Consider the following 24,784-nt stretch of genomic DNA (forward strand, 5'->3'; position numbering starts at 1 on the left):
TTGAAAGCATCCTTGGGCTCCAGTAGATCCACTGCCCGGTTGCTGGCCCGACCTACGGGGTTGTTGAAGCCGCTGGTCTTAATTGTGCATCCAGGAGATTGGCCGGCGCAAGTTAAAACGGAGGCGGCACTTACCGCTGCCCAGGCGCCTTGAAGTTAACCGTGATCGTGTTTTCGACTTCGAGCGGTGTTCCGTTCAACACGAAGGGCTGGTAGCGCCAGCGCTTCACGGCAGCGGCCGCCGCCTGCGCCAGAACCGCTTGGCCTCTGACGACCTGCACCGCAGTCACTTTGCCCTCGCGGTTGATGGTCGCCTTCAATATCACTTCGCCGTGCATACCCATGGCGCCGGACGGATAGACGGGGTCAAACCTCTTGATCAGCTTGCCGCCGCTGATATGCGAAACTCTCGCCTCCAGGGTGGGCACCGGCACCGGCGCATGCAGCACGTGGGAAATGGCTGACAATTCGCTCGGCGCATGCGTAGCCATCGCAATCGCCGGAGGCGGATCGGCCTCTGCCTTAATTGCCTTAGTAACGTTGGTAACGTTGGGCGGCGGTAACGTAATCGTCTCCGCGACCTTCTCCTCTGGAGTGTCCTTCGCGGGACCTGGCGGAATCGCCGGCGCGGTGACGACGCCGACGGGCACTGGCTTGGCGACGGCTACGCCGGGCTGCGACGCCGACGGTTTTGCCGCCGGCGGCACGGCGTTCGCCGGAACGGGCGCCGCAGTCGTACTCGCCGCAATCGTGGGTGCAGCCGTATTGCTGGGCGGTGCCGCAGCAGGATTGGCTCGCTTGAACTCGCTGTCCATGGGCGTGCCCTGGGGAGGGGCGAACGCCCGCCAGACCTGCCATCCGCCTATCACCAGCACCGCCACCAGGATGACGCCGCCGGTAGTTCTCAGCCTCCAGGGCGACGGCCGTTGCGCCGCCAAGCTGGACAACACCGCTTCGCGTGTCGAAGCAGCCGTGGGCAGTTCGTCGCCACCATCCTCATCCTGATCTCGCACCGGCGCCGGCTTGGGCCGGGCGGAAGCCTGCACGGCCGCAGCCGCCGCAGCAGCCATCGCGCGCGGCTTGACAAAATCAGGCTTGTTGACCGGCGGCGGAGGCGCCACTGCCTCCAGCGGCGCAACCGGAGTACTCGCTACCACTGGAACACTGACCACCGCCGGCACACTTGCTTCTCTCGGCGCGACTCTTTCCACCGGTGGCGGCGCGACTGTTTTTTCCACCGCCACTAAGCTGCGCTTCGCTGGCGGTTCCTGCTCTGCCTTGACCTCGGACTTGACGACCGGAGCAGGCACGGGCGGCGGCGGCACAGGCCGCTCGATCGGTGCAACGCTTGCGGTGGATACGACAACCGGCGTCGGTTCAGCTGCTGGCTGCGGCTTTGGCGCAGGCGGCGGCACAGGCCGCTCGACCGGTGCAACGCTTGCGGTGGATACGACAACCGGCGTCGGTTCAGCCGCTGGCTGCGGCTTTGGCGCAGGCGGCGGCACAGGCCGCTCGACCGGTGCAACGCTTGCGGTGGATACGACAACCGGCGTCGGTTCAACTGCTGGCTGCGGCTTTGGCGCAGGCGGCGGCGCAGGCCGCTCCTCAACGTCCAGCTTGAGGATTTCTTCGATCATAGCCGGCATGGTTTCTTCCGCCTGCGGATCTGCCAGGAACGGTTCCATTAGCGCCGCTGCCATCACCGTGTGCGGACGCGAGACAGAGGACGGCGCCGGCCCCGGTTGGCTGACGGTGATCCCCGCTACCAGTTCGGATACGCGTCGCAGGAGCAGCACGTCACTGCTTTCGAAGGCGTGGGCTCGGGAGGAAAACACTTCCAACACGCCCGCCGGACATCCCTGCACGCGCACCGGAACAATCACGATGGAACGCAGTTCCAGGCGGCGGCAAACCAGGCGGTCGGCACGAGGATCGGTTTCCGTGTCTTCGCAGCGCACAATCTCGCCGGTGCGCACGCATTCGCCCGAAAGTCCTAAGTTGGGATCGACCCGTGCCCCGATACCGGGCGCATTCCCGCTGCTGGCGCGGCACACGATCTCTCCGCCCTCTTCCAGGGCAATCGCACCGCCGGTGGCGCGAGTCATGCTGCGCACTCGTTCCACGATGTACGTCAGCGCCGCGTCACCGGTGAGCTTATCGCTGGTCAGCTCGCGGCGCAGGGCGGCGATTTCGTCGCGCGTATGCGCTGGTGGCCAGGACGGAAGCGCCACATTCGGGCCGGGCGCGATCAGCGGACGCCGGTCGCGCGCCAGCCACTGCGCCAGGTGAAGCCGGCTCCTCTCGGCAATTTCCTCAAACCGGATTCCCAACCGCCCCGAGCTGTCCGTCCACGCAATCCGGCCCACGCCGACTATCCGTCCGCCGGTTTCCGGAAGATCAAAATGGAGAGGGGTGGTGGTGCCGCTGGGCACGCTGCCCAGCGCTTGCACGCCCATGCCAGTCTCGCTCAGATCGAGGAGCAGCGCTCCGGTCTGGAACGCCAAGTCGACGGTGATCAGCTGCGAATCCACCACGCTGCGCCGCAGCGAAGTACGCCGGTCATTCGCGCCTTCGTCCTTAGGCGGTTCGGTCTCTCCCGTCAGTATCGTGCCCATCTGTTCTTACCCGAGCCAATCTGGCCGCGCGATTACGGGAACTGCCGAATGCCGGACGGCGGAGCCATTGGCTCCGCCGGTTTCACCGTAGCGACGACGGCCGCCGCCGCGGAAATCCGTGGTGTCGTCACCATGCTGGGCACGGACCTTGAAGCGCTCGTTTCCGCATCGTTGTCATCGGCCAGCAAACGCGCGGCCACGCGCAACGCCTCAATTTCCTTCTGCAACTGCTGAATTTCGAGTTCTTTCTGCCGCAACACTTCGTAGAGATTCTTCATGGGGAATCACACGACTTCCTCTTGGACTTGTCATCTGGGTGTTGCGTTACTTTAACTCGAATTCAGTGAAAAATTGAAGCAGATAAATTGTCGTGATTTTGGCGGCAGAGGGATAGATAACTGAAGTAAGCAAAAACTGGGGTTACTAACATAACGCAGGCGGGGACGCCATAGCCGGCGCCGCACTTTCTAGTCTTACCCGCCGATATGCACCATCGTCCTTGAGGCCGGCACAAAGTCCGGCTCACCGATGCGGTGGCGCGCTTCCTTACGCTGGATGACTTTACGGAGGAATGCCGCCAAGTCGTCGTCCGAACCGCCCTGCCTCATGACCGACGCCAGATCGTGGTCGAAAGCTGAAAACAGACAAGTGCGGATTTTCCCGTCCGAGGTGACGCGCACCCGGCTGCAGTGCCCGCAGAAGGGATGCGAAACCGGCGCGATGATCCCGATCTCGCCCACGCCGTCGTCGAAGCGGTAACGCCGCGCTGTCTCGCTGCGCTCGTGGGGAATTTCCCGCAGCGGCCGAAACTCCGCCATGCGCTCCAGGATTTGCTCCAGCCGCACCACGATTTCCGGCGACCACACCCGATCTTCTTCCAGCGGCATGAACTCAATGAAGCGCACCACCACGCCTTCTTCGCGCGCGAACCTGCCGAAAGCGGGAATCTGATCGTCGTTAAAGCCGCGCAGCAGCACGCAGTTGACTTTCACCGGCGACAGTCCCACCCGCCGCGACTCCCGCACTCCCGCCAGCACCGCCTCGAAGCCGTTGGACACGCGGGTAATGCGCGCAAACCGCTCCGCATCGACCGCGTCCATGCTGACCGTGACCCGCCGCAGCCCTGCGTCTTTCAGCGGCTGCGCCAAGTCCGCCAGCAGGTGTCCGTTGGTCGTGATCGCGATGTCCAGCGCCTCGCCGTCAAGGGTACGCAGGCGCGCCAACTCGCGGACAAATTCCACCACGCCATGCCGCAGCAGCGGTTCTCCGCCCGTGATTCGCACCTTCGTAATTCCCAGCGACGTGAGCACGCGCGCGATGCGCAAGTAATCGGAGAACGGCAACTCGGCGTAAAGCGCGCCCTGGTTCCCGGTGCGGCAGTACACGCACTTGTAATTGCAGCGGTCGGTGATGGCGATGCGCAGATCGGTAATGGCGCGCCCGTACTTGTCCGTCAGCCGCGTATCCCGTGCGAGTTCAGCGATCGCCGCCATACCATGCTCGCAAACTGAAAACTCAAAGTCTGGCTGAAACTGGGAGCTCAGGGCGGACTCACGTGACAGCCGGAGAACGCTGTCCACTGGAAGGCGTTTCCTTTCCAAGTGGCCCATCCTGCCGATGGGCACGGGAGGCGCCGGCGTTTCCACCTGCACCCTGATCCCGGTTCAACCACGCCGGGAGTCGCCGCCGGGACCATGGTATCCCTGAAGGTCCAGACGGTCGGAAACCACGCACCGTATTATAGATGCACTCGTCAAGCTCCGGGGTTCGCAAGCCCGGCGGAGGGTTGCCTCAATAAAAAACCCGGGCCGACGTGCCCGGGGCTTAGAGGCACGAACTCAGAAATCTCTTACGGCGGGCTAAGCGGCCTGTTGCTACTTTTTGTGGTCTCCCACGCTACGAACCCTATCAGCACCCCAAGTCCAACCCCTGCTCCGAGGGCAATTGCATTCCCTTTGTTGACCACCGCGCCGTGACTGACGCCGGCATCGGCCTGTGGCAGCGGCTCGGGATCCGCAATGGTGGTTGCATTTCCTTCCGCGATCAGCTTCTCGCTGCTGCCGTCGGTCAACTTCACCGACCCGCGCAGCGCCGCGATCATGACCTTGCCGCTACCGCGTACCACCCGATAGCTGGAGCGCCCTTCCGACGCTGGTGTCACCACCAGCTTTTGGATCTGCGTCTTCATACTGTTTTCGGTGGTGACCATCGTGGAACCGGAACTCAGCCTCACCGCGTCGCCCTGGTACACCAGCAACGACGACGGGCCCACCAGCACCGTGCTGCCCTGCGCGGTTAACGTCACCGCGCTGTCGGCAGGCGTTTGGATGGTGTCACCCGAGAAAACCGCAGAGGAATTCGCCGCGCCCACTCCGTTGAGCGTGACCGCGTTCGTGGCGTACAGCATCGCAGGGTGTGTTTCCGCCGACATTGTCGCCGCCGGAAGCAGCGCCGCGAGCATTAGTGCAAGAACTCTTCCCAGCAATCGATCAGTCATGAAAACCGACCTTGTCATGTATTTAAGTGAGCGTAAATCGTACTTTGCTTTTGGAGTTGCGGCAACGGTTTTTCAATCCCAGGGCATCGGCGGTAACACCATCGGCCCGCGATCCACACATAACACAACGCATGACGAAAGTCCCGCCTGGTTACCTTAGTAACTTACCTGGTTGATTCGGACCTAGTTTCCCCGCCGCTTGTCCTACCAGCGGTTTTCACCAGCAATAATCAACGTTTCCTCCACCTCGCTGGTACTTGCGGGTGTGAGCTTGTAGATGTCACTCCGGCGGCCCCCGGTTGCCTGCTTTCTTGATTTCTTGGCTCAGTCTCAATTTGGGACGGTGTCCCATTGTGGCCTGAACCAAATAAAACTGTGGATAAACTGTGGAAAACATCGCCCTGTCGGATTCGAACCGGTCGCCCAACAAAAACGCTACTGGATATCGCGGTAGGATAGTTGGCGCAACTCGTGCCCTCCGCCACCGCCATCACCGACTTCATCAGCCGGGCCGCCGGCGCCGCCGGCTTCGACCTCAGCGGCATCGCCCCCGTGCGCCAATTTCCCGAACTCGAGTATTTTCCTGCCTGGATCGCCTCCGGCCACGCCGGCGAAATGAGCTATCTCGAATCCCGCGGCGAGTCGGGCGATCTGAAGCGGGCTGGGCTCGCCGAAGTCGCTCCCTGGGCGCGCTCAGTCATCGTTTGCGCGATCAATTACAACACCCGTCAGCCGCGCTCGACCGACCCTCCATCCGCCATAGCCTGCCCCGAGCGCAGTCGGGGCTATCGACCATCGCCGAATTCCGGGTGGATTTCCCGCTATGCCTGGTCCGTCCAGGACTACCACGCCGTTCTCCTGAGCCGCCTGCGTGTCGTCGAAGCAAGGCTGAAGCAAGAATCGCCCGGTTGCGAAACCCGCTGCTACGTGGATACTGGCCCGCTGGTCGAGCGCGTCTGGGCCAAGTACGCCGGCATTGGCTGGCAAGGCAAGAATACCTGCCTCATCCATCAGCACTTTGGCTCGTGGATTTTTCTCGGCGTGATCCTCACTTCGCTCGAGCTTGAGCCCGATATTCCCGCGCCCGACCGCTGCGGCGCCTGCACGCGCTGCCTGGACGCCTGTCCGACCGACGCCTTTGTGTCGCCTTACCACCTCGACGCCACCCGCTGCATTTCCTATCTCACTATCGAAAAGCGCGGCAACATCCCGGAGAACCTGCGCGACGGTATCGGCCGCCACGTCTTCGGCTGCGACATCTGCCAGGACGTCTGCCCGTGGAACCGCCGCGCACCCGTCACCGCCGCACTTGAGTTCGCCCCGCGCCCTGGTCTGGTGAATCCCGCGCTGGAATGGCTGGCGGCGATGAACGAAGACGAATTCCGTGCCACCTTCCGCGGCTCACCCATTAAGCGCGCCAAGTACAATGGCCTGCGTCGTAACGTGGCCATCGCCATGGGCAACAGCGGCGACTCCAGCTTCCTGCCGACACTGGAAAAACTCGCCGCCGATCTCGACGCCACCGTCGCCTCCCACGCCCGCTGGGCCATAGACAAACTCCGCCAACGCAGGTGACCGGCGGCTTTCGATATTCACCCCGAGCGTTTCGATGCCAGCACGCCTATCCGTAGCCCGTCAGCGCGACCCGCGCACCATGTAAGTAATTACTTACTACGGCGCGAAATCTTCCCTGCTCTAAGGCTGGCAAGAACTTACAACTAACAGATTTTCATATACTTGCATTTGGCACGCACACTGCTCTTCCGACGCGTTGTGCAGGTTGGGCCGCAAGGCTCAGCCGGGAGGAAGAGATGAAATCCACCGTCGTCCGTTCGGCGATTGTTTCCGCGGTTATCACTGCGGTGCTGGTTTCCGCGCTGGGACTGTGGGCGGTTCCCAAGTTCGTAAGTCCGCACCCACCCCAGGTCGCCCAGGCCGATGACACCGTCATGCAACCCGCGGTTTACGACCGTCCTTCGCCGGCAAACTCCGACCGGCCAGTATCAACCACCCGAGCGCGCGCGCGCGCCACGCCACCTCAACCTACGCCAACTCAACCTATAACGACCGGGTTGTCCGCGACGCCTACGGCGAGCCGGTTCGTCATTACCGCTCCACCGAGAAGTCGGCGCTGATCGTTGCCGGCTCGGCCGGTACGGGCGCTGCCATTGGCGCGATCGCCGGCGGCGGTAAGGGCGCGGCCATCGGCGCCATCTCCGGCGGCGTAGCCGGCTTCATCTACGACCGCCTGACGGCGAACAAATAGTCAGCGAATCTCACCGGCGGCAGACGATCGGACAAGCAGGCCCGACGCAGCATGTGACTCCGCGTTGGGCCTTTGCTCTTCGCGCCTTTCGTAGACGCTGGTCCGCAGTTCCGACTTATTCGGAATTGGAAAGGGCCACCTGCATCCGCGCGTTCAAACCGGCTAAGTTGTGTCGCGAGTCATGAAACTACCGAATCTCCCAGCAGCAGGCCTCTTTTGGGAAGATCAAGATCGTAACGTTCGCAGATCGCCTGCACCATGGCATGGTTGATGTCACTCGCCCCTCCAGAACAATAGAGTTCTTCGAGTTGCCGCAGGCGCGAGGCGAGGTGGTGGTCGCCGAAAACGTTTTCGACCCAGCGCGAAAAGTCCCTGCGGCGCAGGTGTCCGTGGAGTTCGGTAGCGGGTGTTGCAGCAACGACATCGACAAATTCCCGCAGGCTGCGGGCCTGCTGGCCCGAAGAGCCTTTACTTGACACGAACACAAATGCCTGGCCTCTCAGTATGGGTACGTCGAGATATTTCTCCCGATGTCTGACGTGCGATGTCAGCCGCGGCGCAAGCCGGAACCGGCGGAGCCCGCTCTCCGCTCCCTCCCCGCCCGTCAGCACCGCGGCTTCCCCGAGGTGCAGTTGCCCAAGGGTGACGCCCCACTCCTCTTCACGATCCTTGACACGGCAGAGCGCGGCCAGGGTCTCCACCTCATTGGGGTCCGTCGCAAGCGTCACGATGATGGTCTCCGTGGCATCCAGCACGCGTTGATCCAGCCGCGCTACTTTATAGGTCACAAGGATATATCCGGCCAATTCGAGGTCAAGGAGATCCGCTGCCTCTGGACCCTGAAGGAAGTAATGCGCTTCGTCGACCACGATGCGATGAGGCAGGCCAGTGCGGCGGCGGACGAGCGCCAATGCGGGGAGAAGCGATTGCATGTACTCGGATTTTTCCGCGTGCGTGAGCCGCGAAAGATCGATCACCACGCTCATGTCCGGGTGCCGTAACGCGCGGAGCAGTTCGTGGGAACGCGGTGGCGGACTGTCGCCGCCCAGCACCGTCACACCGGGGAGCACCTCAAGCCCCGTATAATCGCCCTCGGGGTCGATGACGCACACACAGTAGCGGTAAAAAGCGAGCTGCTCGCAGAGCAGACCGGTGACCCAGGACTTGCCCGATTTCGGGTCCCCGGCGATCAGTAGATTGCGCCCGCGGAAGGACAGTTCCATGGGCCAGCCTTCGCAATCATGTCCCAGCAACAGGCGGCGGCGGCCAACGCGTGAAGGCAACAGGCTGCGAGAATGAACCAAGCGCCGGATGTAGGACGCAACGTCGGGCGGCCCCGACCCGTTCACGACTTCATCGGCCGCCGCCTTGAGCGCCTGACTGCCCCATTCCACAGCCGCGCCGATCTCGCACATCTCGAGCATGCGGTGATCGTTTTCCGCATCGCCAATGGCAATCGCATTGTGGGACGAAAGTCGCAGGTCAAAGAGTGCCACCCGTAGTCCGGTGGCTTTGCTGACACCGTCGGGCAAGACCATCAGCCGGTCGCGATTGAACACGGGGACCAGCGAGAGCCGCATCTCGCGGACGACCGACAATACGTCGTACGCCGCCGAAGCAGGAGCTTCCACGACGCACTCGCCCGCATTGATTGGAATTCCGCGCTGGCGGAGTGCGTCGAGGAAGGCAGCAGGCGGAGATGAGGCAAGGACGCTGGAGTAACCCGAGCCGGGAAATGCCAGGACAGCGCCGTTCTCGGCGACGATGACGTCGACGAAACCGAGATCGCCGGCCTCGCGCCGCAGGTCGTTCAAAATGCGTCCGGTCGCCAGGACTACGACAATGCCCGCCGCGCGCGCCTCGGCAATGGCCGAACGCACATCCGGGTCCAGCACCCCGTCGACGGCGATGGTGCCATCATAGTCCAAGACCAGCACGCCGAACTTCACACTCACGTTCTCCGCTTCCGGTCGACTTGATCAGCGATGTGTGCGACATAGTACGCTAGAAAAAGAGAGCGCAGCCAAAAAATAATCGGATGTTGTGATCGGATTGCTGTGCTGGAAACAGCCCTCTCCTTCGCCACCTGCACCAATTTCGGGCTGGCTTGTAACCGTACCCTCCAGAAACTACGCCGTGGCCAGCACAAAGGCGGGCCATGGGGGAGTGAGAGGCAAGTATGGCCAAGACAGAACGGAGTATGAATCTCAATCTCCCCGAAGGACGCGCACTAGTTGCGCTCTACGCCAGCATCTTCGCACTAAATCAGGGGCATGAAGCGAATGCTGCGCTGAAACGAGCGCGAGGCCATGATGCGGCTGTTCCGAAAACCTCCACTGATCGGCAGCCGCAACTTACTGATTCGACGGCGCAACAAATAGTAACTCCTGTCTCACGTATGCCTGTCAATCCTCCTCTCCCAACTGTTTTTCCCATAGCGAGATACCCCTATATTTTTTACGCGGCCCGAGACCCTATATACGTGAACTCTGGCCTCGGGTAACCGGGATCGCCTTCTTAGCCCTCCCCACGATCGAGGCTGGGGTTCCCGCTCTCCAGGATTTCGCGAGCGGCTGGGAATCGCCGAGGCCCGACTGACCTCTGGGTGTGCCTTGCGAAACTGTGGATCCAGTTTCGTGCTTATGCGCCCACGGAAGAAACTCGAGTCGGCGAAGCGCTCTGTGCGCTTCCACGGTGACGCGACCCATCCGGTAGCGGAACTTGGAAAGAGCGGATTGTCGCCTCGGCGCGCGATTGTGTCACCACAAGAAAGCGCCGAGGCGGCGCTCGACCGAAGTCTGCTCGATCCCTATAGGCAGACACAAGCGCGACACGGAAGGAAACGTCGCGCGGCTGCGCACGCATCTCATTGAAGATCGCCCTCTGCTATGACATTTCAGAACGGATGGTACCACCGGCCATCCTCCTTGAACGAGCGGGTGGCAGCGTGGTGGTTCACCGTCAAACTGAAAAGGCTTCCCTTACTTAGGATACGGCTGAGAGCTGTCGTTAGGCGAACTTTCCGATGAGCACGAAGGGGGCCCAGTGATAGGGATGAGCATAGCTGGAGCGCAGGCTATGAATCGCGTGTTGCAGGGCAACGGCCTTGTTGGTTGTACAGGTCAGCTCTTCATAGAAGCACTTCATGAACATGGCGGTGCTCTCGTCGTTTACATCCCAGAGTGTAACCACCAGCGCCTGCGCCCCGGCATAGAGCAGGCCGCGCGCTAGTCCGAGCAGTTCGTCTCCACCTACCACTGCGTTCAGGCCGGTGCCGCAACCGCTAAGCGTTATCAATTCGGCAGACAGCCGTAGCTGGTACAGGTCTAACAGAGTGAGCTGCGAGTCGCCCAGCCGGATGGATGAGAACATCGGGTTGTCGCGCCTAAACAGGCCGTGGGTTGCGATGTGGATGAAGCGGCTCACCGGCCCGTAAGCGCGCAACCGGTCCTCGCTGGCTTCTTCACCCAGGAACAGCGTGGCATTGGGCAGGACGGAAGCGACGAACTCCGCCTCCTGGCGGATGTGGGGCGCCCGGGGATCAGGAATACCAAACACCAACGAGCGCTCCGGCGCACGCGATCGCTTTGCCGCGCACAGGTGAAACACGCTGGCGCTGGGGGCATAGGAGATCGAGAACTCGTCGCAAAGCCATTTTCCCCCATCGAACAGCGCGTGAAAGGGAAGTTGGTGCAGAAAACCATGCGGGACGATTACCAGGTGTTCGGCGTCCAGGCGATCACGTATGGGCGCTATCAGCTCGCGGTAAAGTTCGCTGAGGTGAAAGGAGGCCGCAGCATGTAAAGCCGGACTGAGTGCATCGGCGAACACCCGCCCTAAGCGGAATTTCGAAAGCTGGAATTGCAGGAGCCGCAGGTGATCGCGGACCTTCTCGATCGGTCCCAGCGGCACCATTTCCACCGAGTGCTTTCTCACCAGCCAAACGTAGAACACGCCGCGGGCGTGGTAGTACTCCAGCAGAACTGAATTCTGCGGAAGCGAAGAGCAGATCGCATCCAGCCCGACGGTGCCCGCGCTTTGCAACTCGGCAAACTCGCGGTCGGAGTTCCGGATCTGGGCCAGGGCGCGGGTCAGCGCACCCTCCAAAACCCGGGTCCGGCGACTTAAGCGCCGGATGCGCGCGCGTGAGCCTTCCTCCGCACGCAGTTCCTCGAGGAGGATCTGGCGAGATGCCCAATGAAGTTTGTCGCGCACCTGGTTCACCTTGTCTCCCAGGGCAGCGCTGCGCCGCGTCCGTGGCTGCATCGCGTGGACCCGGGACGCGATCAGGTCAGCCAGGCTGCGCGACTTTGCCTGTTCCACGAAGGCGAAGGCGGAGACAGCGCCCTTCGGCCCCGGCCGGGTAAGCAGAGTGATCCAAGTCAGGCTCTCATAGACTTCAAGCTTGTCTTTGAGGAAGGCGATCTTCAATTCCTCGCCCAGCAAATGACTGCGCAAGTCCTCCAGCGTGGCATGAGATTGCCGGTATGACCGCGCCGCTCCTTGAAGGTCCTTCATCGCCTCCCTTACTTGCCCGAGCACGAAATAAGCCTGGTAGCCGACAGCCGGCGTCTCGGCATTCTTCAGGCGCCGCAGTGCGGAAAGGCAATGCTTCTTCGCCGCCCCAAATCTTTCCGCCTGGAGGTCAAGCTTGGCAAGGAGCAGTTCGCAGATCGCGGCCTTGGCCGGCAGGGAGGAGGTGGCGAAGAAGCGCAGGGCGGAACGGGCCAGTCGCCGCGATTCGTCGCGTTTCTCCTCCTGGTACAGAACCAGCGCCTTGTAAAGGTCAATCAAGGCCGGCCAGAGCAGGTTTTTTTCGCGCACGAAGAGCTTGCGCGCCTGGTCAAAGCGCTGCAGGGATGGTTCCGGTTTTCCCAACTGGCTGGCGGCGATTCCCAGGAAGGTGAGCGCCTTGGCCGCTTCGTAATGCATGTGCAGCTCGAAGAATCCGGAGTAGGCAGCCTGCGCCAGTTCCGTGCCGCTTTCGCCCAGGTTCAACTCGAGAAACATCTCCGCCTGGTCCAGGTCGCAAAGCGCGCGGTGGTAGGGATCGGCGACCTCCTTGCACTTCTGGCGCGTGGTCTCATAGAGGGCAATGGCGGTGGTGTACTCGCCGCGCAGGAAATGCAGGTAGGCGATGTTGTAATCCGCCTCGGCTACCAGCAACAACAGCCCGTGGCGCTGGCAATAGCGCCGTGCCTCGTGATAGATCTTCAGTGCCTCGGCAAACCGGTTGAGGCTGATGTAGCAGACCGCCATGTTGCGGAGGACGATGGCTACGTCTTGGGTCTCGCCCGCTTTGCGGAAGTAGGCGTAAGCGCGCCGGTAAAGCCTCAGCGCTTCCTGAAAACGGTCCTGCCGATAGAGCACGTTGCCCAGATTGCTGTCGAGCCTGGCCAGGCGCAGGCGATCCCGGTGCCTCCGGAAGATCTTCCGCGCTCTGGCGGCCAGCGCGAATGCGCGCGAATATTGCCCCAGGTAGATCAGCGTCTGGAGCATTCCACCACTGGCGGTTCTGGCCGCGTCCAAATCCCGGCCGAGTTGCTGGAAAATTTGCAGTGCCTTCTCGTAACGCCGCAAGGACACCTTGTACTTGCCGCTCAGCAGCAGGATGTGCCCCACGGCGCGCGACGCCTGGGCCAGCGCGCCTTGGTCCCGCAACTGTTCGGCGACCGCCAATGCTGCGTCGGCAACGGGAGCAGCGCGCAAAAGCTCCACCCGCGAGAGCCGGACGACCTCGTCATACAAGCGGTCCACCAATGCTGGCGAATACTGCGCGCGATATTTGCGAAGCAGTTGGCGGCGGGCAGACCGCGTTTCCGCCCGTGACAATTCCGCGATCCAGGCCAGCTCCTGGGGAAGTGCTGCACGCGCGCTGCTCATCTCAGACCCTGCTCTTCGAGCTCTTTCTGCAAGCGCTTCAGACAACGGCCGCGGATAAAGCCGATGGATCCAGTCGCAAGGCCCAGGCGTCTTGCCACCTCGACGTAAGGCAACGGCGGCTGCTCATAAAAAAGCAGGCGGATCATCTCCGCGCAGCGGGCCGGCAAGCGGCGGATGGCTTGGCGAACGGATTGCTCCCTTTCCAACTGTTCGAGCATCGCGACGGGCGCGAGGGTGGCTGCGTCAGGGGGCTCTTGTTCCAGCGAATCGACTTCGACCTCAAGTCCACTGAGCCGCTGCTTTTTCCAGCGCAGGCTTTTGTGAATCGTAACGCTGATCAGCCAGGAGCGCAGAGCTTCCGCCTTGCGCAGGTTCACCAATTCGGAGAACAGCTCCAGGCACACCGCTTGAAATACGTCGGCAGCATCGTCCGGGGTGAGACCATACTTGAGCGGTATCGAGTAGACCAGCCGCTTGTATTTCTGGATGAGGGCGGTCCAGGCCTGCTCGTTTCCGTTCAGGCACTCCCGCACCAGGCGAGCATCGCTCCAGGAGGGGAGCGGGCCCTCGGCAGGAAAGGGCTCGAGCGCCGGCGGAGGTTCCGCGGCCATGATCGCCTACTGCTGGCGCCAGAACAGCTCTTCCACGTTGGAGAGCGTGTAATGGTCCAAGATAGAAGGGCGGAAGTTCCCCAGACTGTTTTTTGCTCCGAGCAGGATGTTGGGACTGACCAGGCAAATCATGGGCAGCTGTTCGGAAATGATCCTCTGTACACGGTCGAAGGCGAGCTTCCGCCGCTTGTAGTCCAAGGTAACGAGCTGCTCCTGCATGAGCCGGTCGATCTCGGCTTCCCACGGCGTCGCCGGTCTAATTTCTCCAAGGTGCCAGATGTGAGTGCCGCCGCTCGACATCCAGACATTCATGTCCGAAGTCGGGTCCACGTCACCGCTCTGGATGGCCATGATGGCGGCATCGTAGTCGTGCGTCTGCATCATGCGATCCACGTAGGCGCGGAATTCCAGCGGGACCACCTGCACCCGCATGCCCAGCTTCCTCAAGTCCTCCTGCACCAGGGTCGCCATCTGGCGCCGCTGATTATTGCTGGCGCTGGTGATAATGGTGAATTCCACGGGCTGCCCGGAGGCATCGACCAGCGTGTCGCCCTTCCACGAGAAACCGGCCGCCTTTAGCAGATCGCGCGCGCCCGCGATGGACGGCGGGGACCTGGGCAGCGCGGTATTCAACCAGAGCTTGTTGCCGGGCGTTACCGGCCCCCACAGGGGAGTCGCCCGGCCCTGGAAGACCAGCCGCACGATGTCTTCGCGGTCGAGAGCTGCCGAGACGGCCTGGCGAAATTTCAGGTCGCGAAACCATGCTTGGCTGCGCTCGACCTCGGGCAACCTGCCGGCGGTGTCGTCATTGAGGTTGAAGTAAAGGAAGTTGTATTCCAGGCCGGCGCCGAGATCGTGGAGCGTGTAGCCTCGAGTTTGCTGCTCCCGAGCGAGCACGGAATAATTCTCTGCGCTCAGGCGGCTGATGACGTCGGTCTCGCCCGCCTGGAAGCGAAGCACTTGCGCGTCGTCGCTGGGCACGAAGAGAAATGTCAGCTCATCAAGATACGGCAGGCGCTGACCCTTCTGGTCAACTTTCCAGTAATACGGATTGCGCTCCAGGGTGATGCGCTCAGCGGGAACGTACTGCTTCAGCCGGAACGGGCCCAACCCGGCCATCTGCTCGGGAGGTGTGTTCAGTCCCCAACTCTGTGAAATCTTGCCCTCCTTGTAGGCGGGCTCCAGCAGATGTCGCGGCAGGATGGCCACGCTGTCGAAGAGCCGCTCGGCGGCGGCGTAGGGCTTGGAGAATTCCAAGCGCACGGTGTGCGCGTCCAGCTTGGTGACGGCAATGGGTTTGTCTCCGACGACGAGCAGGTCACGCTGAGGTGAATGCACCTTCTCGTCGAGGTACACTTGGAAAGTGAAGACGACATCGTCGGCGTCGCAAGGTTTCCCGTCGGAGAATTTCAACCCGCGTCGCAAGGACAGGGTGTAGCTCCGGCCGTCACGGGTGGCTGTCCAGGACTTCACCAAGGCGGCCTCGGTCTGGAAGCTCTGGCGATTAATGTGGATCAAGTCGGCGGACAGGCGGCGGATCACATCGCGCGAAGCACTATCCACGGCGGTGACCGGGTTCAGTGTCTTGGGCTCGGCACGCTGGCTCACCACCAGGCGTCCACCACGGCGGCCGACTTCCGCATTCGTTCGGAGCAGTTCCTCGTCCTCGGGAAGAGCCCAAGCGGTACACGCCGCCACGATCAGTAAGATTAGAGCCAACTTCTCGATCGCCAATTTCAACCTAAACCGCCCTGGACCTGGATTAAGAGACTACGGATTTTACCCGCTGGTGCAAGAGGTTCGCTAGGACATAGTAGGCGAGGAAGACAGGCACAAGAGCGAATCCCGGAATCAACATCCACCAATAGGAGGTCAGCACGTGGTACTGCTGCAACTCGGCGAGCATATTTCCCCAACTGGGAACGGGATCGGCCACGCCGAGGCCCAGGAAGGAGAGAGTCACTTCCGCAAGAATGTATTGCGGCACCAGCAGGGCAGCCTGGGTCAATAACACTCCCCAGGCCGGCGGCAACGCGTGCCGGCGCAGCAGATAGGAGTTCGACGCGCCGAAACCTCGCGCCGCCAGCACGAACGCGCGCTCTTTCGCACTCAGCACCACTCCCCGCACCAGCCGCGCCGGACGCGCCCAGCCCACGAACCCGATCACTCCCACCAAAAGAAAAAATGTCCCGGCAGGATCCAACCGTAGCGGCAGGAATGCCCGCAGCGCAAGCAACAGGTAGATCCAGGGAAGTGCAAGGAACACTTCCGACACGCGCATGATGATGTCGTCCAACCAGCCTCCGTAGAAGCCGGAGCATGCTCCCAGGAGGAGGCCAATGCCCAACGAGAGCCCGGCTGCCAACAATCCTGAAAACAGTGAGATCCGGCCCCCATAAAGCAAGCGCGAGAAAACGTCGCGGCCGAAACCGTCACTTCCCATCAGAAAAATGCGGCCGGGCTCTTCCACTCCGAGCCAACGCAGCCGCGAGGTCCACCGCCCCAACACCTTATAAGGCTCACTCGCGACGAAGAAGCGCATGGGGAAGAGGTGAGTTCGATCTTCCTGGTATTCGGTGAAGCTGCCCTCGCGCAGCTTGATTCCGTAAACAAAAGGCCGGAGGTGGAAGTGTCCGGTGTTGTCCACCAAATGCAGACGCGCCGGTGGCGCAAAGGCCATGCTACGGTCCTGGGTGGCGAAATCGTACGGCGCCAGGAAATCGGCGAAGACCGCGGCGGCATGCAAGACGACCAATACCGCCATGATCGCCCAAATCCTGCGGTCGTGGCTCATGGCTTCCCCGTCCGTATGCGCGGGTCGGCGGCGTAGAGCAACAAGTCCGCAACCAAGCTGCCCGCCACCAAGAAGAGAGTCGAAAGCACAACGGCTCCGATCACCAGGTACAAATCGCGCGCGAAGATGGCTTCCAGCAGCATCGGTCCCAGCCCCGGCCAACTCATGATGACTTCAACCAGCAGGGATGCGCTGAGCAGCGTAGCCAGCGAGAACCCGAACAGTGTGATCAGCGGGTTCGCGGCCGCGGGCAGGGCGTAGCGGAACAGCACCCAGTTCTCCGGCAGGCCGTGTCCACGCGCGGCGCGGATGAATGGCGCATCCAACACCTCGATCATCGCAGCACGCACGTGCCTCAACAGCGCGGGCACCGTTCCCAGCATGATCACCAGGACCGGCAGCAGCATGTGCGTCCCCAAGTCTTGTATTTTCTTGAGGGGAGTCAGTTCGGCGCTATTCACCGAGAACATGCCGCCGACCGGCAGAATCCGGGTTCGCACCGCCAGCATCAGGAATGCCAGCGCGAGTAGCAGATCCGGGGTCGCGAGCAAGGCAGAAGTCCCGACCCCGAAAGCACGTCTGGCCCAGCCGCGCCGATGGCTGGCTGCCCAGATGCCGAGCGGGATCGCCAGCACCCACGACAGGAGGACCGCCGTCCCGGTCAGCAGCAGGGTGTTACGCGCGCGCACGCCTAGCAGCTTGCGCGCCGGTGCGTTGTAGGCGAACGAATATCCGAAGTCCCCGCGCGCCACCGACTGGAGCCAGCGCGCATAGCGGATGGGCAAAGGGCGATCCAAGCCGTATTGGGCGCGTTGTGCCGCGATGGTATCGGCCGAGACTTGCGGCATCATGCGCATCTCGGCGAAGTAATCGCCGGGTGCCATCTCGGAAAAAAGAAACGAAAGCACGGAGACGCCCGCCAGCACGAGGACGGCATGCAGCAATCTGCGCAGCAGGTAGCGCATGGTCACTGGCTCCTGGCGGCGGGGTGAAGGCACGCAATCTCCGGGATGGCCGCGATCAACTCCCGCGTGACCGGCTGCTGCGGAGAGCGGAACAGCTCCGCCGTGGGGGCACGTTCCACCACACGCCCGCCGTGCATGACGGCAACTTCATCGGCCACCTGCTTCACGAGGCCGAGGTCGTGGGAAATGTAGAGATAGGTCAGGTCGTGCCGCTTGCGCAGCTCGAGCAGAGTATTCACCATCTGCGCTTGGAGAGAAAGATCGAGGCCGGACAGCGCCTCATCCAGGATCAATAGTTCAGGCTCCTGCACCAAGGCGCGAGCGATGGCCAGTCGCTGTCGCTGACCTCCGCTGAACTGGTGGGGGTAGCGTTGGGCGCAGTCTGGCAGCATCCCCACCTGCACCATGGTGTCAAGCGCTTTTTCGGCTCTTGCCCGCGCGCTGCCGTAATGCTGGATCCGGAGCGGTTCCTCGACCAGTTCAAGCGCCGAAAAGCGCGGGTTAAGCGCAGAGGCGGTATCTTGAAAGATGAGCTGTAACTTCGGGCGGATGTGGCGCAGTTCGCTCTCGCACAGCCCTGCCACGTCCTTGCCCTGAAACCAAATGCTGCCACCCGAAGGCCGCTCCAAGCATGCGATGCAGCGCGCCAGCGTGGACTTCCCCGATCCCGACCCACCGACCAGCGCCAGGAACAAACCCCGGGCAGCCGCCAGGTCTACTCCGTCCAGGGCGGTCACCGAGTGTTGGCGCAGAGATAGCGGATGACGTTGCGCATAAGTTTTGCGCAGCCGTTCCACGCGCAACAGAGGTTGCACACCCACGCTACCCTGGCTGCCATTAGCCGCCATACTTGAAGCAGCGCACGCGGCGCTCTCCTTCCGCGACTTCTTCCGGCGCTCGTGCCGCACAAGCCTCGAGCCGCTCCGAGCAACGCGGCTCGAAACTGCAACCGGAAGGGAGAAGCGACAAACTGGGCGGCTGTCCAGGGATGGCTGGAAGCACGCCGGCGCTGTTCTCGCCCTGCCGGCCGGCCATCAACGACAGCAGCGCTTTCGTATAAGGATGGCGCGGATGGCAATAGACTTCCGGCAAAATGCCTTGTTCCACGATTTTGCCGGCATAGATCACCAGCACGCGGTCGCAGAGCGTAGCCAGCACTGCCGGGTCGTGGCTGATGAGCAACAACGAAACCCCCATCTCCTGGCGTAGCCGTTGGAGCAGCCCGAGGATTTCCGCCTGCGTAGTCGAATCCAATGAGCTGGTCGGTTCGTCTGCCGTGACCAGCGCCGGACGGCAAACCAGCGCCTGCGCGATCACAACTCGCTGGAGCTGACCGCCACTGAGCTGATGCGGGTAAGCCCGGAAGTAACGCTCTCCCTCCAAGCCGACGCATGCGAGCATGTCTTGCGCGCGCTGGATGGCACGGGCTCGATCAAGGGCCATGTGCGCGCGCACGACATCGGCGACTTGCTGCCCGACGCGCAGCACCGGATTGAGTGCCAGCGCGGGTTCTTGGTAGATAAGCTCCAGGTCCGTCCCGCGGATGCAGCGAAGCTCCTTCTCGTTGAGCCCGACCAGCTCCCGGCCTCGAAGGCGCACCGAACCCCGGCTGACGGATGCTTCGGACGGTAAGAGCCCCATGATGGTGGCGGCGAGAGTGCTCTTTCCGCAGCCGGATTCGCCCAACACGCCGACGGATTCACCCTCCCTGATCACGAAGTCCACGCCTTGCAGCGCGCATACTGGTCCGGCGCTGGATAAGTTGTAGTGGACGTGCAGGTCCCGTACCTGGAGGAGAGCTTCCATCCCTTTTCGCAAGGAGTCGAGTCGCCCTATGTTGAAGCGTGCCGCGGGGCGAGCGCAAGGGGGAAATGAAGGCGGCAGACCGCTGCGGAAAGGTGCGCCTTCAGTGAGACCTTGACCCCGGTTACACAACTATCAGTTGGATATGGTTATGGTGGGGAGTTCCGCCTTGATGTATTCCACCGAATCGCATAAATCCAGGGCGCCGTACCCAGAGTCGAGGTTAAATTTATTATTGTTGGAAAAAGCTTCCAGGGCTTCGGACATCGGCATCTTCGACCAGAACTGCTTCAACAAGGCCATACCGCCGGCAACGAAGGGAGCACTAAAGGACGTACCCCAGGCAGCAGCGTAGTTGTTGCCTGGATAGGTGGTGATGACACCTTCGCCGGGAGCTCCCAGGTCAACGATGTGGGCGCCAAAATTGGAGAACTTGCTGAGTCTGCCGATGTTATCGGTGGACGCCACTCCAATGACGTTCTTCATCCCCGCAGGGTAGACGATTGTCGAAGTCCCCGAGTTTCCCACCGAGGCCACGACAACCACGTTATGCAGGCGCGCATAGTTGAGAGCGCGCATGAACTCGGCAGAATTGGAGAGGATGCTGAAGCTCAGATTGATGACCTTCGCTCCGTGATCCACAGCGAAATAAATAGCCCGAATGATGTCGAACAGGCTGGCCGTGCCGTCGCCCTGAAATACCTTCAAGGGCATGATGCGGGCATTGGGAGCGGCCAGGTGCACGATACCCGCAACCATGGTGCCGTGACCGAACGCCGGCGGAAGTGTCAGCGGATCAAGGATGGCGGCCGTGGACTGGTCCAGAATGGCGGCGGTGGACTGGTTCACTACCGCGACTCCGTTTTGGTTCAGCATGGCCTGTCCCGCTGAAGTGAGGACGGCAGCGGTGGCTGGCGGCAAATCATTCATCTCCGACGGGATGCCGGCCACGTTGCGCGTGAAGTCATATCCCGCCACCAGCGCCGACTGCAGGACGGGGTGATTGGGGTCCACTCCGGTGTCGATGATGGCGACGATTCCCGTCCCGGTGGCGCCGTAGTTTGATTGCGCGCAGTTCAAACGGATGAGCGCAGTGGCGGGCTGATTAACGTAACCCTTAGCCGCGGTGGAACCATAATAGGAGACGAGGGTGGGGTCGAAAAGTTTATCCAGGATGGCGGCGGTGGACTGGTCAAGCCGGGCAGCGCTAGCGTTAGAGACCTCCGCGACCAGCGCCGTGAAATCCTGCTCCGCTCGCTGCACTCGCGGATCGGACTGCAAGTCGGAAAAAACTTGCTGCGACTGGGCTGGGTCGAAAGGTGCCATCAGGGCAACGCCCTGCGTGGGAACAGAGGCGACATCGCTCAGCCCATGGTCGGAGGCTACCTGTTGGTCGTTTCCCGGCGCTCGCACAATGAACCGGCTGCCCGACGGCGCAGACTGGCCGTAGCCCGCCACCGACAAGCCGGTAAGCAATAAAAAAACCAAGAGACGATTGATAACAGCTTTCATCCTAACCTCTCTGTAGTACCTGGAGCAGGAAGGTCCCGCCCTGAAACCAAGCCCGGAGCTGCTTACCTGACATCAACCCCAAGCCGAACCTCAAGGCCTTTACCGCGTTGTTCTACCGGAACATACAACCAGAGGTGCCGGGCGGGCTCATATTCCATCTGGAACTCGCCAAAGCGATTGCTGAGCGTGCGCGCAATCACCGCCTTGCCCGACATCAATAGGACCGGCACGTCACCCAGGTCGGTCGTCGGTTGCTCACGGTCGGCAATCTGCCCCACCAAGTTGATGCGCGCGCAACCGCGCTCGTGCTCCAGCCGCACATCCACGGAATAACGCCCGGCCTCGTAGAGTGCCTGGCGGCTGAGGCGATGTTGCATGCGCACACCTGCCGGCAGAGGATCACGAAAGCTGTCGTACACCAGCTTGGCGACTATGCGCGGCAGGATATGTACCTTTTCCGGTCGTTGCAGCGCAAAGAATGATCGGGCCGTTTGGACGACGGAGTCCGGCACATCCCACCGCGAATCGGAAGCCCCCACCTCAGCTGCAGCACCGAGAAGCCGGGCAGTCCGGCCGCACCGGGCGCACGCTGTCTTGAGGTGCGCTTGCATCGCTTCGCGTTCCCGCCCAACTAACACGCCACGCACAAAATCGATCCACTTGGTTGCGTCGTAATGATTCACTATCATTTCCTCTGCGGACTGGTTCATTACCAGCCTAATTTGGAGTTATCCCAACCTAAGTTAGGGTTCCGAGGCGCAGAGGAAAATATATGCCCGCGCACTTTCTTGTCCATTTGGCGCCCAGTTTCTCAACCTCGTTGTTCAAGACACGATGCCAGCCGCACAATACTCGCTGTCGAGAAGCTATCTCACGAAACATTCGGCAATTCTTGATGTCGCAAATTCAATGACTTGGAAGAGGGCATCAACTCAGTTACCCCGTCCGTGGAATAGCTACTAGGTTTTCTGCTCACCGGGAGTGGAACCTAATAAATGCCGACTGCTTCGCTGCGCCTGATCCGGGAGCCGGCGTGCCTGGCCGCTATATGGCTCTAAGAATCGCGGAAGGATTGCGAACTGACTCGTATTCGAAGAGACCCTTGAACCACGAGCGACCCTTACCCACGCTCAATAGCAGAGGATATTTCTTACTCCCTCTCAGCTCGGTGTGTCAACTCTGTTGAAGACTTTCTACAGCTGTTGGGCCGAGTTCTTGACATGGATGTACCTGCCAAGTGTTTCGGCAATATTTTTTTTTCGTATCCGAGGCGCTCCTATATTTCCGGCGCGCTCCGGTACCCTACATACACAAACCTGGGCCTGGGGTTGCCAGGATTGCTCTCTTCCCCTCGCTGCCCAAGCCGCCCGCTCGCGATCTTGGAGAGTGGGAATCCCAGGCCGTTTTCCTGCGAGAGTCCGCATTACGTTTCCTGTCTTGCGCCTGAGAAGATAGGTGATGCCGGATCAACGGGAGAGAAGAAATGGCAATGATGCAGAATTCTTGGCTGAACAAGACATATCGGGAGACACTCCCAGCCGACTCTGTCCATGAACGACGAGGCCAGCAACGGATGCCATGTGCGACTCCGGCGATCGTGACTTCGGGGCAGCACACTCTTGCAGCCTCCATGAAGAACATTGGCACCCGAGGACTTTTCTTCATCACTGACGCTTTTTTTGGAGCAGGCTGCGACATCGCCATTCTCCTCGTGCTGCCGGAAGGACTGGGATTGCCTTTAACGGGCATGGTTTGCTGTCATGGGCGTGTCGTTCGCGTCAGTTCATGTTTTGGCCAATACGGCATTGCTGCGGAGATCGAGCGGATGACCCCTGGGGACATTCTCCTCATGGCTCGACAAGTGGCCCCTTCCCACCGTACCCGGCGAGGTCGCCGCGTGGCCCGAAACACTCGGCTCGATTTGCCTGACTTCGAGGTCGCGTATCGAGTGCATGCTTGAGCGACGAATGCGAAAGCCACTCCCGAATTAGCACTGAGATTCGCTCTCCCCTGATGAAATGGGGCGTGTTGGCTGGTCATTGGCGTACCTGCCTTATCAAGCATGGCTTGTTTTCCCGAACCGACCGGGTGGTCCTTGGTCGGCACGCGCTTCCGCGTGTATTCCCGAAAGGCCGCCACCGCTTCCTCCAGCGCCGACCTCCGCCGGCTGCTTGACGCCGTCGCCATGGAGAGAGAAGTCGCTACGGTTCGCTAGTACTGCGCTCGACTTGTCCACCGAGGACGATCACCTTGTGGCTTGGGGCGCCCTCACGGCTCCGAGCATGCGTCGCGGCGTAGCGGGAACCCGCATCGGACGGCGGAGAAAGCGGCCGAAAGATGGGACTCGCCGGCGCACTTGCACAATCGGCAGCATCACCGCAATGGTGACCAAGGCTTGCTGCAACAATCCCCCGAGGTATTGCGCCATTTGCGCTTCGATACCCACCAGTGACGGCACCAGTGCCAGGCCGATGCCTTTCATGAGGACGCCGGAGTTGCGCGCCAGGCAGACCGTTGCGATCCCGTCCAGAACGACGCCGATCAGCATCATGATGCCGACCGTTCCGAACCACCCGTAGGCAATGTAACTTTCCGCCGCCACGCCGACGGAAATGGAGACGCCGTCGAGGTTGCGCTCGCTGGTCAATCCGTACGTCACCTGGTAAAAGCGATTGGCCTCGTTCACCGACGGCTTGTCGGGCCACAAGGCGCGGGGTATTACGGTGACGGCCATGTACCTGTACATGAAGCTGCCCTGGTAGGGAATAACGCTGGGCGTAACCTCCATCACGTTGGCTGTCTGCTGCATGAGCGAGAAACGGGCGACGGAGGAATAGAGCGTGTCACGAAAGGCGGCCGGATTCGAATCTGAAAGTGTGGCTTCCCAATGGTGCAGCGCGCTGGTAACCCAGTCGGTGGCACGGTGGGCCTGGGTAGTTTCTCTCTCTGCGCCCCAATACTGGCTGCGGAACTGCTCTTTCGCCGGTTGCAAGAAGATGGCAAAAGCAAAGGCTAAGGCGAGCGCGGATTTGGGGACCTTGAAGCGCGTATCTACCAGAACTGAGCCGGCGATGACCATGACGCCGGCGCCGGTGCCGATCCAGCCGGAGGCCACTCCCATGCCGATGGTCAAGGCAATGAAAATGATCAATGCAACGCGCTCGAAGGGCGGGACCGGCCGCAGCAGACGACGGCGCAGCAGAATGGCGAACGCGGCCTGCGGCACCGTGCTGCGCAGAATCACCATTACCTGGCGTAAACCCGAGCCGAAAACGTACGTCATCGAAGAATTGCTCAGCAGCGGCCCCAGCAGCATCACGATGGCGACGTATTTCGGGGAGATTCTGGCGTCGCGCAGGTCCAGCATAGGGGCGTGGCGCAGACGGCGGAAAATTCCCAGATGCATGCCCACCAGCAAAGACACCACCGCCACCAGGGCTAGAGTAAGCGAACGAGTCACACCGCCTTCGGTCAGCGGGCGCGTGTTGCGAAACGTCCACGCATCTTGCAAATTCCAGAAGACGGGCATCCCGTAGGCCAGCCAGTACATGGTGGCTATCGCGGTAAACAGCGGGAAGTCCTTTTCCCCGTCCGGCTTTTGTTTCCAGTAGACCCAGTAACCCCAAGCGAGTTGCAGCAGCAGGTGGGAAAGGAGAATCTGCGGGAGAGTGGCACGCCCGGTGCCGGTCGCCCAGATGATGAGGGTGGCGATGATCGGCGGCGTTACATAGCGGGATGCCTGGAAAATGCCGCGTTCGAGGGTGCCCTTGGCCTGTTCCGCCGGTCGTGTGCGCTGGGGATGCATCCTTTGCTATCTGTAAATTCCAATCGTCCGCGGA

The 24,784-nt window shown here is 61.5% G+C and carries 17 protein-coding genes and 1 riboswitch; of the genes, 2 read left to right on the plus strand and 15 right to left on the minus strand.

Going from position 1 to position 24,784, the window contains the following annotated elements; all coding sequences use genetic code 11:
- Positions 1–130: 130 nt before the first annotated feature.
- The 4 genes from LAN64_04450 to LAN64_04465 form a co-directional block, all read right to left on the minus strand.
- Positions 131–2,614 (minus strand): TonB family protein, encoded by a 2,484-nt coding sequence (locus LAN64_04450; protein ID MBZ5567084.1) that lies wholly within the window; start codon positions 2,612–2,614, stop codon positions 131–133.
- 32 nt (positions 2,615–2,646) lie between these two features.
- On the minus strand, positions 2,647–2,892 hold the full coding sequence (locus LAN64_04455; protein MBZ5567085.1) for a hypothetical protein: 246 nt from the start codon (positions 2,890–2,892) through the stop codon (positions 2,647–2,649).
- 195 nt (positions 2,893–3,087) lie between these two features.
- Positions 3,088–4,107, minus strand: coding sequence for a GTP 3',8-cyclase MoaA (gene moaA, locus LAN64_04460; GenBank protein MBZ5567086.1), 1,020 nt, complete (start codon positions 4,105–4,107; stop codon positions 3,088–3,090).
- A gap of 81 nt (positions 4,108–4,188) precedes the next feature.
- A riboswitch (molybdenum cofactor riboswitch) is annotated at positions 4,189–4,351 on the minus strand.
- A gap of 112 nt (positions 4,352–4,463) precedes the next feature.
- On the minus strand, positions 4,464–5,111 hold the full coding sequence (locus LAN64_04465) for a hypothetical protein (protein MBZ5567087.1): 648 nt from the start codon (positions 5,109–5,111) through the stop codon (positions 4,464–4,466).
- A 459-nt stretch (positions 5,112–5,570) separates the two neighbouring features.
- On the opposite strand from LAN64_04465, the gene queG reads away from it, so the two are divergent.
- Positions 5,571–6,686, plus strand: a complete 1,116-nt coding sequence (gene queG, locus LAN64_04470) for a tRNA epoxyqueuosine(34) reductase QueG (protein MBZ5567088.1) — start codon at positions 5,571–5,573, stop codon at positions 6,684–6,686.
- Positions 6,687–7,556: 870 nt separating this feature from the next.
- On the opposite strand, the gene LAN64_04475 is transcribed toward queG, so the two are convergent.
- The 10 genes from LAN64_04475 to LAN64_04520 all read right to left on the minus strand — a co-directional run bounded on the left by LAN64_04475 (position 7,557) and on the right by LAN64_04520 (position 21,628).
- Positions 7,557–9,326: an HAD hydrolase family protein gene (locus LAN64_04475; protein ID MBZ5567089.1), complete on the minus strand. Its 1,770-nt coding sequence runs from the start codon at positions 9,324–9,326 to the stop codon at positions 7,557–7,559.
- Between the two features lie 1,060 nt (positions 9,327–10,386).
- On the minus strand, positions 10,387–13,260 hold the full coding sequence (locus tag LAN64_04480) for a CHAT domain-containing protein (GenBank protein ID MBZ5567090.1): 2,874 nt from the start codon (positions 13,258–13,260) through the stop codon (positions 10,387–10,389).
- A complete protein-coding gene (locus LAN64_04485; protein MBZ5567091.1) occupies positions 13,257–13,793 on the minus strand; it encodes a sigma-70 family RNA polymerase sigma factor in 537 nt (178 codons plus the stop codon). The genes LAN64_04480 and LAN64_04485 overlap by 4 nt, the downstream gene beginning before the upstream one ends.
- 84 nt (positions 13,794–13,877) lie before the next feature.
- Positions 13,878–15,590, minus strand: coding sequence for an ABC transporter substrate-binding protein (locus LAN64_04490; GenBank protein ID MBZ5567092.1), 1,713 nt, complete (start codon positions 15,588–15,590; stop codon positions 13,878–13,880).
- 43 nt (positions 15,591–15,633) lie between these two features.
- A complete protein-coding gene (locus LAN64_04495) occupies positions 15,634–16,665 on the minus strand; it encodes an ABC transporter permease (protein MBZ5567093.1) in 1,032 nt (343 codons plus the stop codon).
- Positions 16,662–17,663, minus strand: a complete 1,002-nt coding sequence (locus tag LAN64_04500; protein MBZ5567094.1) for an ABC transporter permease — start codon at positions 17,661–17,663, stop codon at positions 16,662–16,664. Before LAN64_04500 ends, LAN64_04495 begins: the two co-directional genes overlap by 4 nt.
- Positions 17,633–18,478 carry an ATP-binding cassette domain-containing protein gene (locus LAN64_04505; protein ID MBZ5567095.1) on the minus strand — a complete coding sequence of 282 codons (846 nt, stop codon included), beginning with the start codon at positions 18,476–18,478 and terminating at the stop codon, positions 17,633–17,635. The genes LAN64_04500 and LAN64_04505 overlap by 31 nt, the downstream gene beginning before the upstream one ends.
- Positions 18,468–19,436: an ABC transporter ATP-binding protein gene (locus tag LAN64_04510; GenBank protein ID MBZ5567096.1), complete on the minus strand. Its 969-nt coding sequence runs from the start codon at positions 19,434–19,436 to the stop codon at positions 18,468–18,470. The genes LAN64_04505 and LAN64_04510 overlap by 11 nt, the downstream gene beginning before the upstream one ends.
- Before the next feature lie 132 nt (positions 19,437–19,568).
- Positions 19,569–20,945 carry a S8 family serine peptidase gene (locus LAN64_04515; GenBank protein ID MBZ5567097.1) on the minus strand — a complete coding sequence of 459 codons (1,377 nt, stop codon included), beginning with the start codon at positions 20,943–20,945 and terminating at the stop codon, positions 19,569–19,571.
- Positions 20,946–21,007: 62 nt separating this feature from the next.
- The gene (locus LAN64_04520; GenBank protein ID MBZ5567098.1) at positions 21,008–21,628 is read right to left on the minus strand and encodes a hypothetical protein; all 621 of its coding nucleotides are present in this window, start codon (positions 21,626–21,628) and stop codon (positions 21,008–21,010) included.
- 947 nt (positions 21,629–22,575) lie between these two features.
- Between LAN64_04520 and LAN64_04525 the strand changes: the two genes are divergently transcribed.
- Positions 22,576–22,905, plus strand: coding sequence for a hypothetical protein (locus LAN64_04525; protein ID MBZ5567099.1), 330 nt, complete (start codon positions 22,576–22,578; stop codon positions 22,903–22,905).
- A 285-nt stretch (positions 22,906–23,190) separates the two neighbouring features.
- Here LAN64_04525 and LAN64_04530 read toward each other — a convergent pair whose 3' ends face one another.
- Positions 23,191–24,750 (minus strand): hypothetical protein, encoded by a 1,560-nt coding sequence (locus tag LAN64_04530; protein MBZ5567100.1) that lies wholly within the window; start codon positions 24,748–24,750, stop codon positions 23,191–23,193.
- Between the last annotated feature and the right edge of the window lie 34 nt (positions 24,751–24,784).

The organism is Terriglobia bacterium (genome assembly GCA_020073185.1).
In the GTDB taxonomy this organism is placed as follows: domain Bacteria; phylum Acidobacteriota; class Terriglobia; order Terriglobales; family Acidobacteriaceae; genus JAIQGF01.

Bases quoted from the DNA above. Each gene is read 5' to 3' on its own strand.
- moaA (MBZ5567086.1), bottom strand. From the start codon at position 4,107: ATGGCGGCGATCGCTGAACTCGCACGGGATACGCGGCTGACGGACAAG.
- LAN64_04480 (MBZ5567090.1), bottom strand. From the start codon at position 13,260: ATGAGCAGCGCGCGTGCAGCACTTCCCCAGGAGCTGGCCTGGATCGCG.
- LAN64_04525 (MBZ5567099.1), top strand. From the start codon at position 22,576: ATGAAGAACATTGGCACCCGAGGACTTTTCTTCATCACTGACGCTTTT.
- LAN64_04450 (MBZ5567084.1), bottom strand. From the start codon at position 2,614: ATGGGCACGATACTGACGGGAGAGACCGAACCGCCTAAGGACGAAGGC.
- LAN64_04510 (MBZ5567096.1), bottom strand. From the start codon at position 19,436: ATGGAAGCTCTCCTCCAGGTACGGGACCTGCACGTCCACTACAACTTA.
- LAN64_04465 (MBZ5567087.1), bottom strand. From the start codon at position 5,111: ATGACTGATCGATTGCTGGGAAGAGTTCTTGCACTAATGCTCGCGGCG.
- LAN64_04455 (MBZ5567085.1), bottom strand. From the start codon at position 2,892: ATGAAGAATCTCTACGAAGTGTTGCGGCAGAAAGAACTCGAAATTCAG.
- LAN64_04530 (MBZ5567100.1), bottom strand. From the start codon at position 24,750: ATGCATCCCCAGCGCACACGACCGGCGGAACAGGCCAAGGGCACCCTC.
- LAN64_04505 (MBZ5567095.1), bottom strand. From the start codon at position 18,478: ATGGCGGCTAATGGCAGCCAGGGTAGCGTGGGTGTGCAACCTCTGTTG.
- LAN64_04515 (MBZ5567097.1), bottom strand. From the start codon at position 20,945: ATGAAAGCTGTTATCAATCGTCTCTTGGTTTTTTTATTGCTTACCGGC.
- LAN64_04495 (MBZ5567093.1), bottom strand. From the start codon at position 16,665: ATGAGCCACGACCGCAGGATTTGGGCGATCATGGCGGTATTGGTCGTC.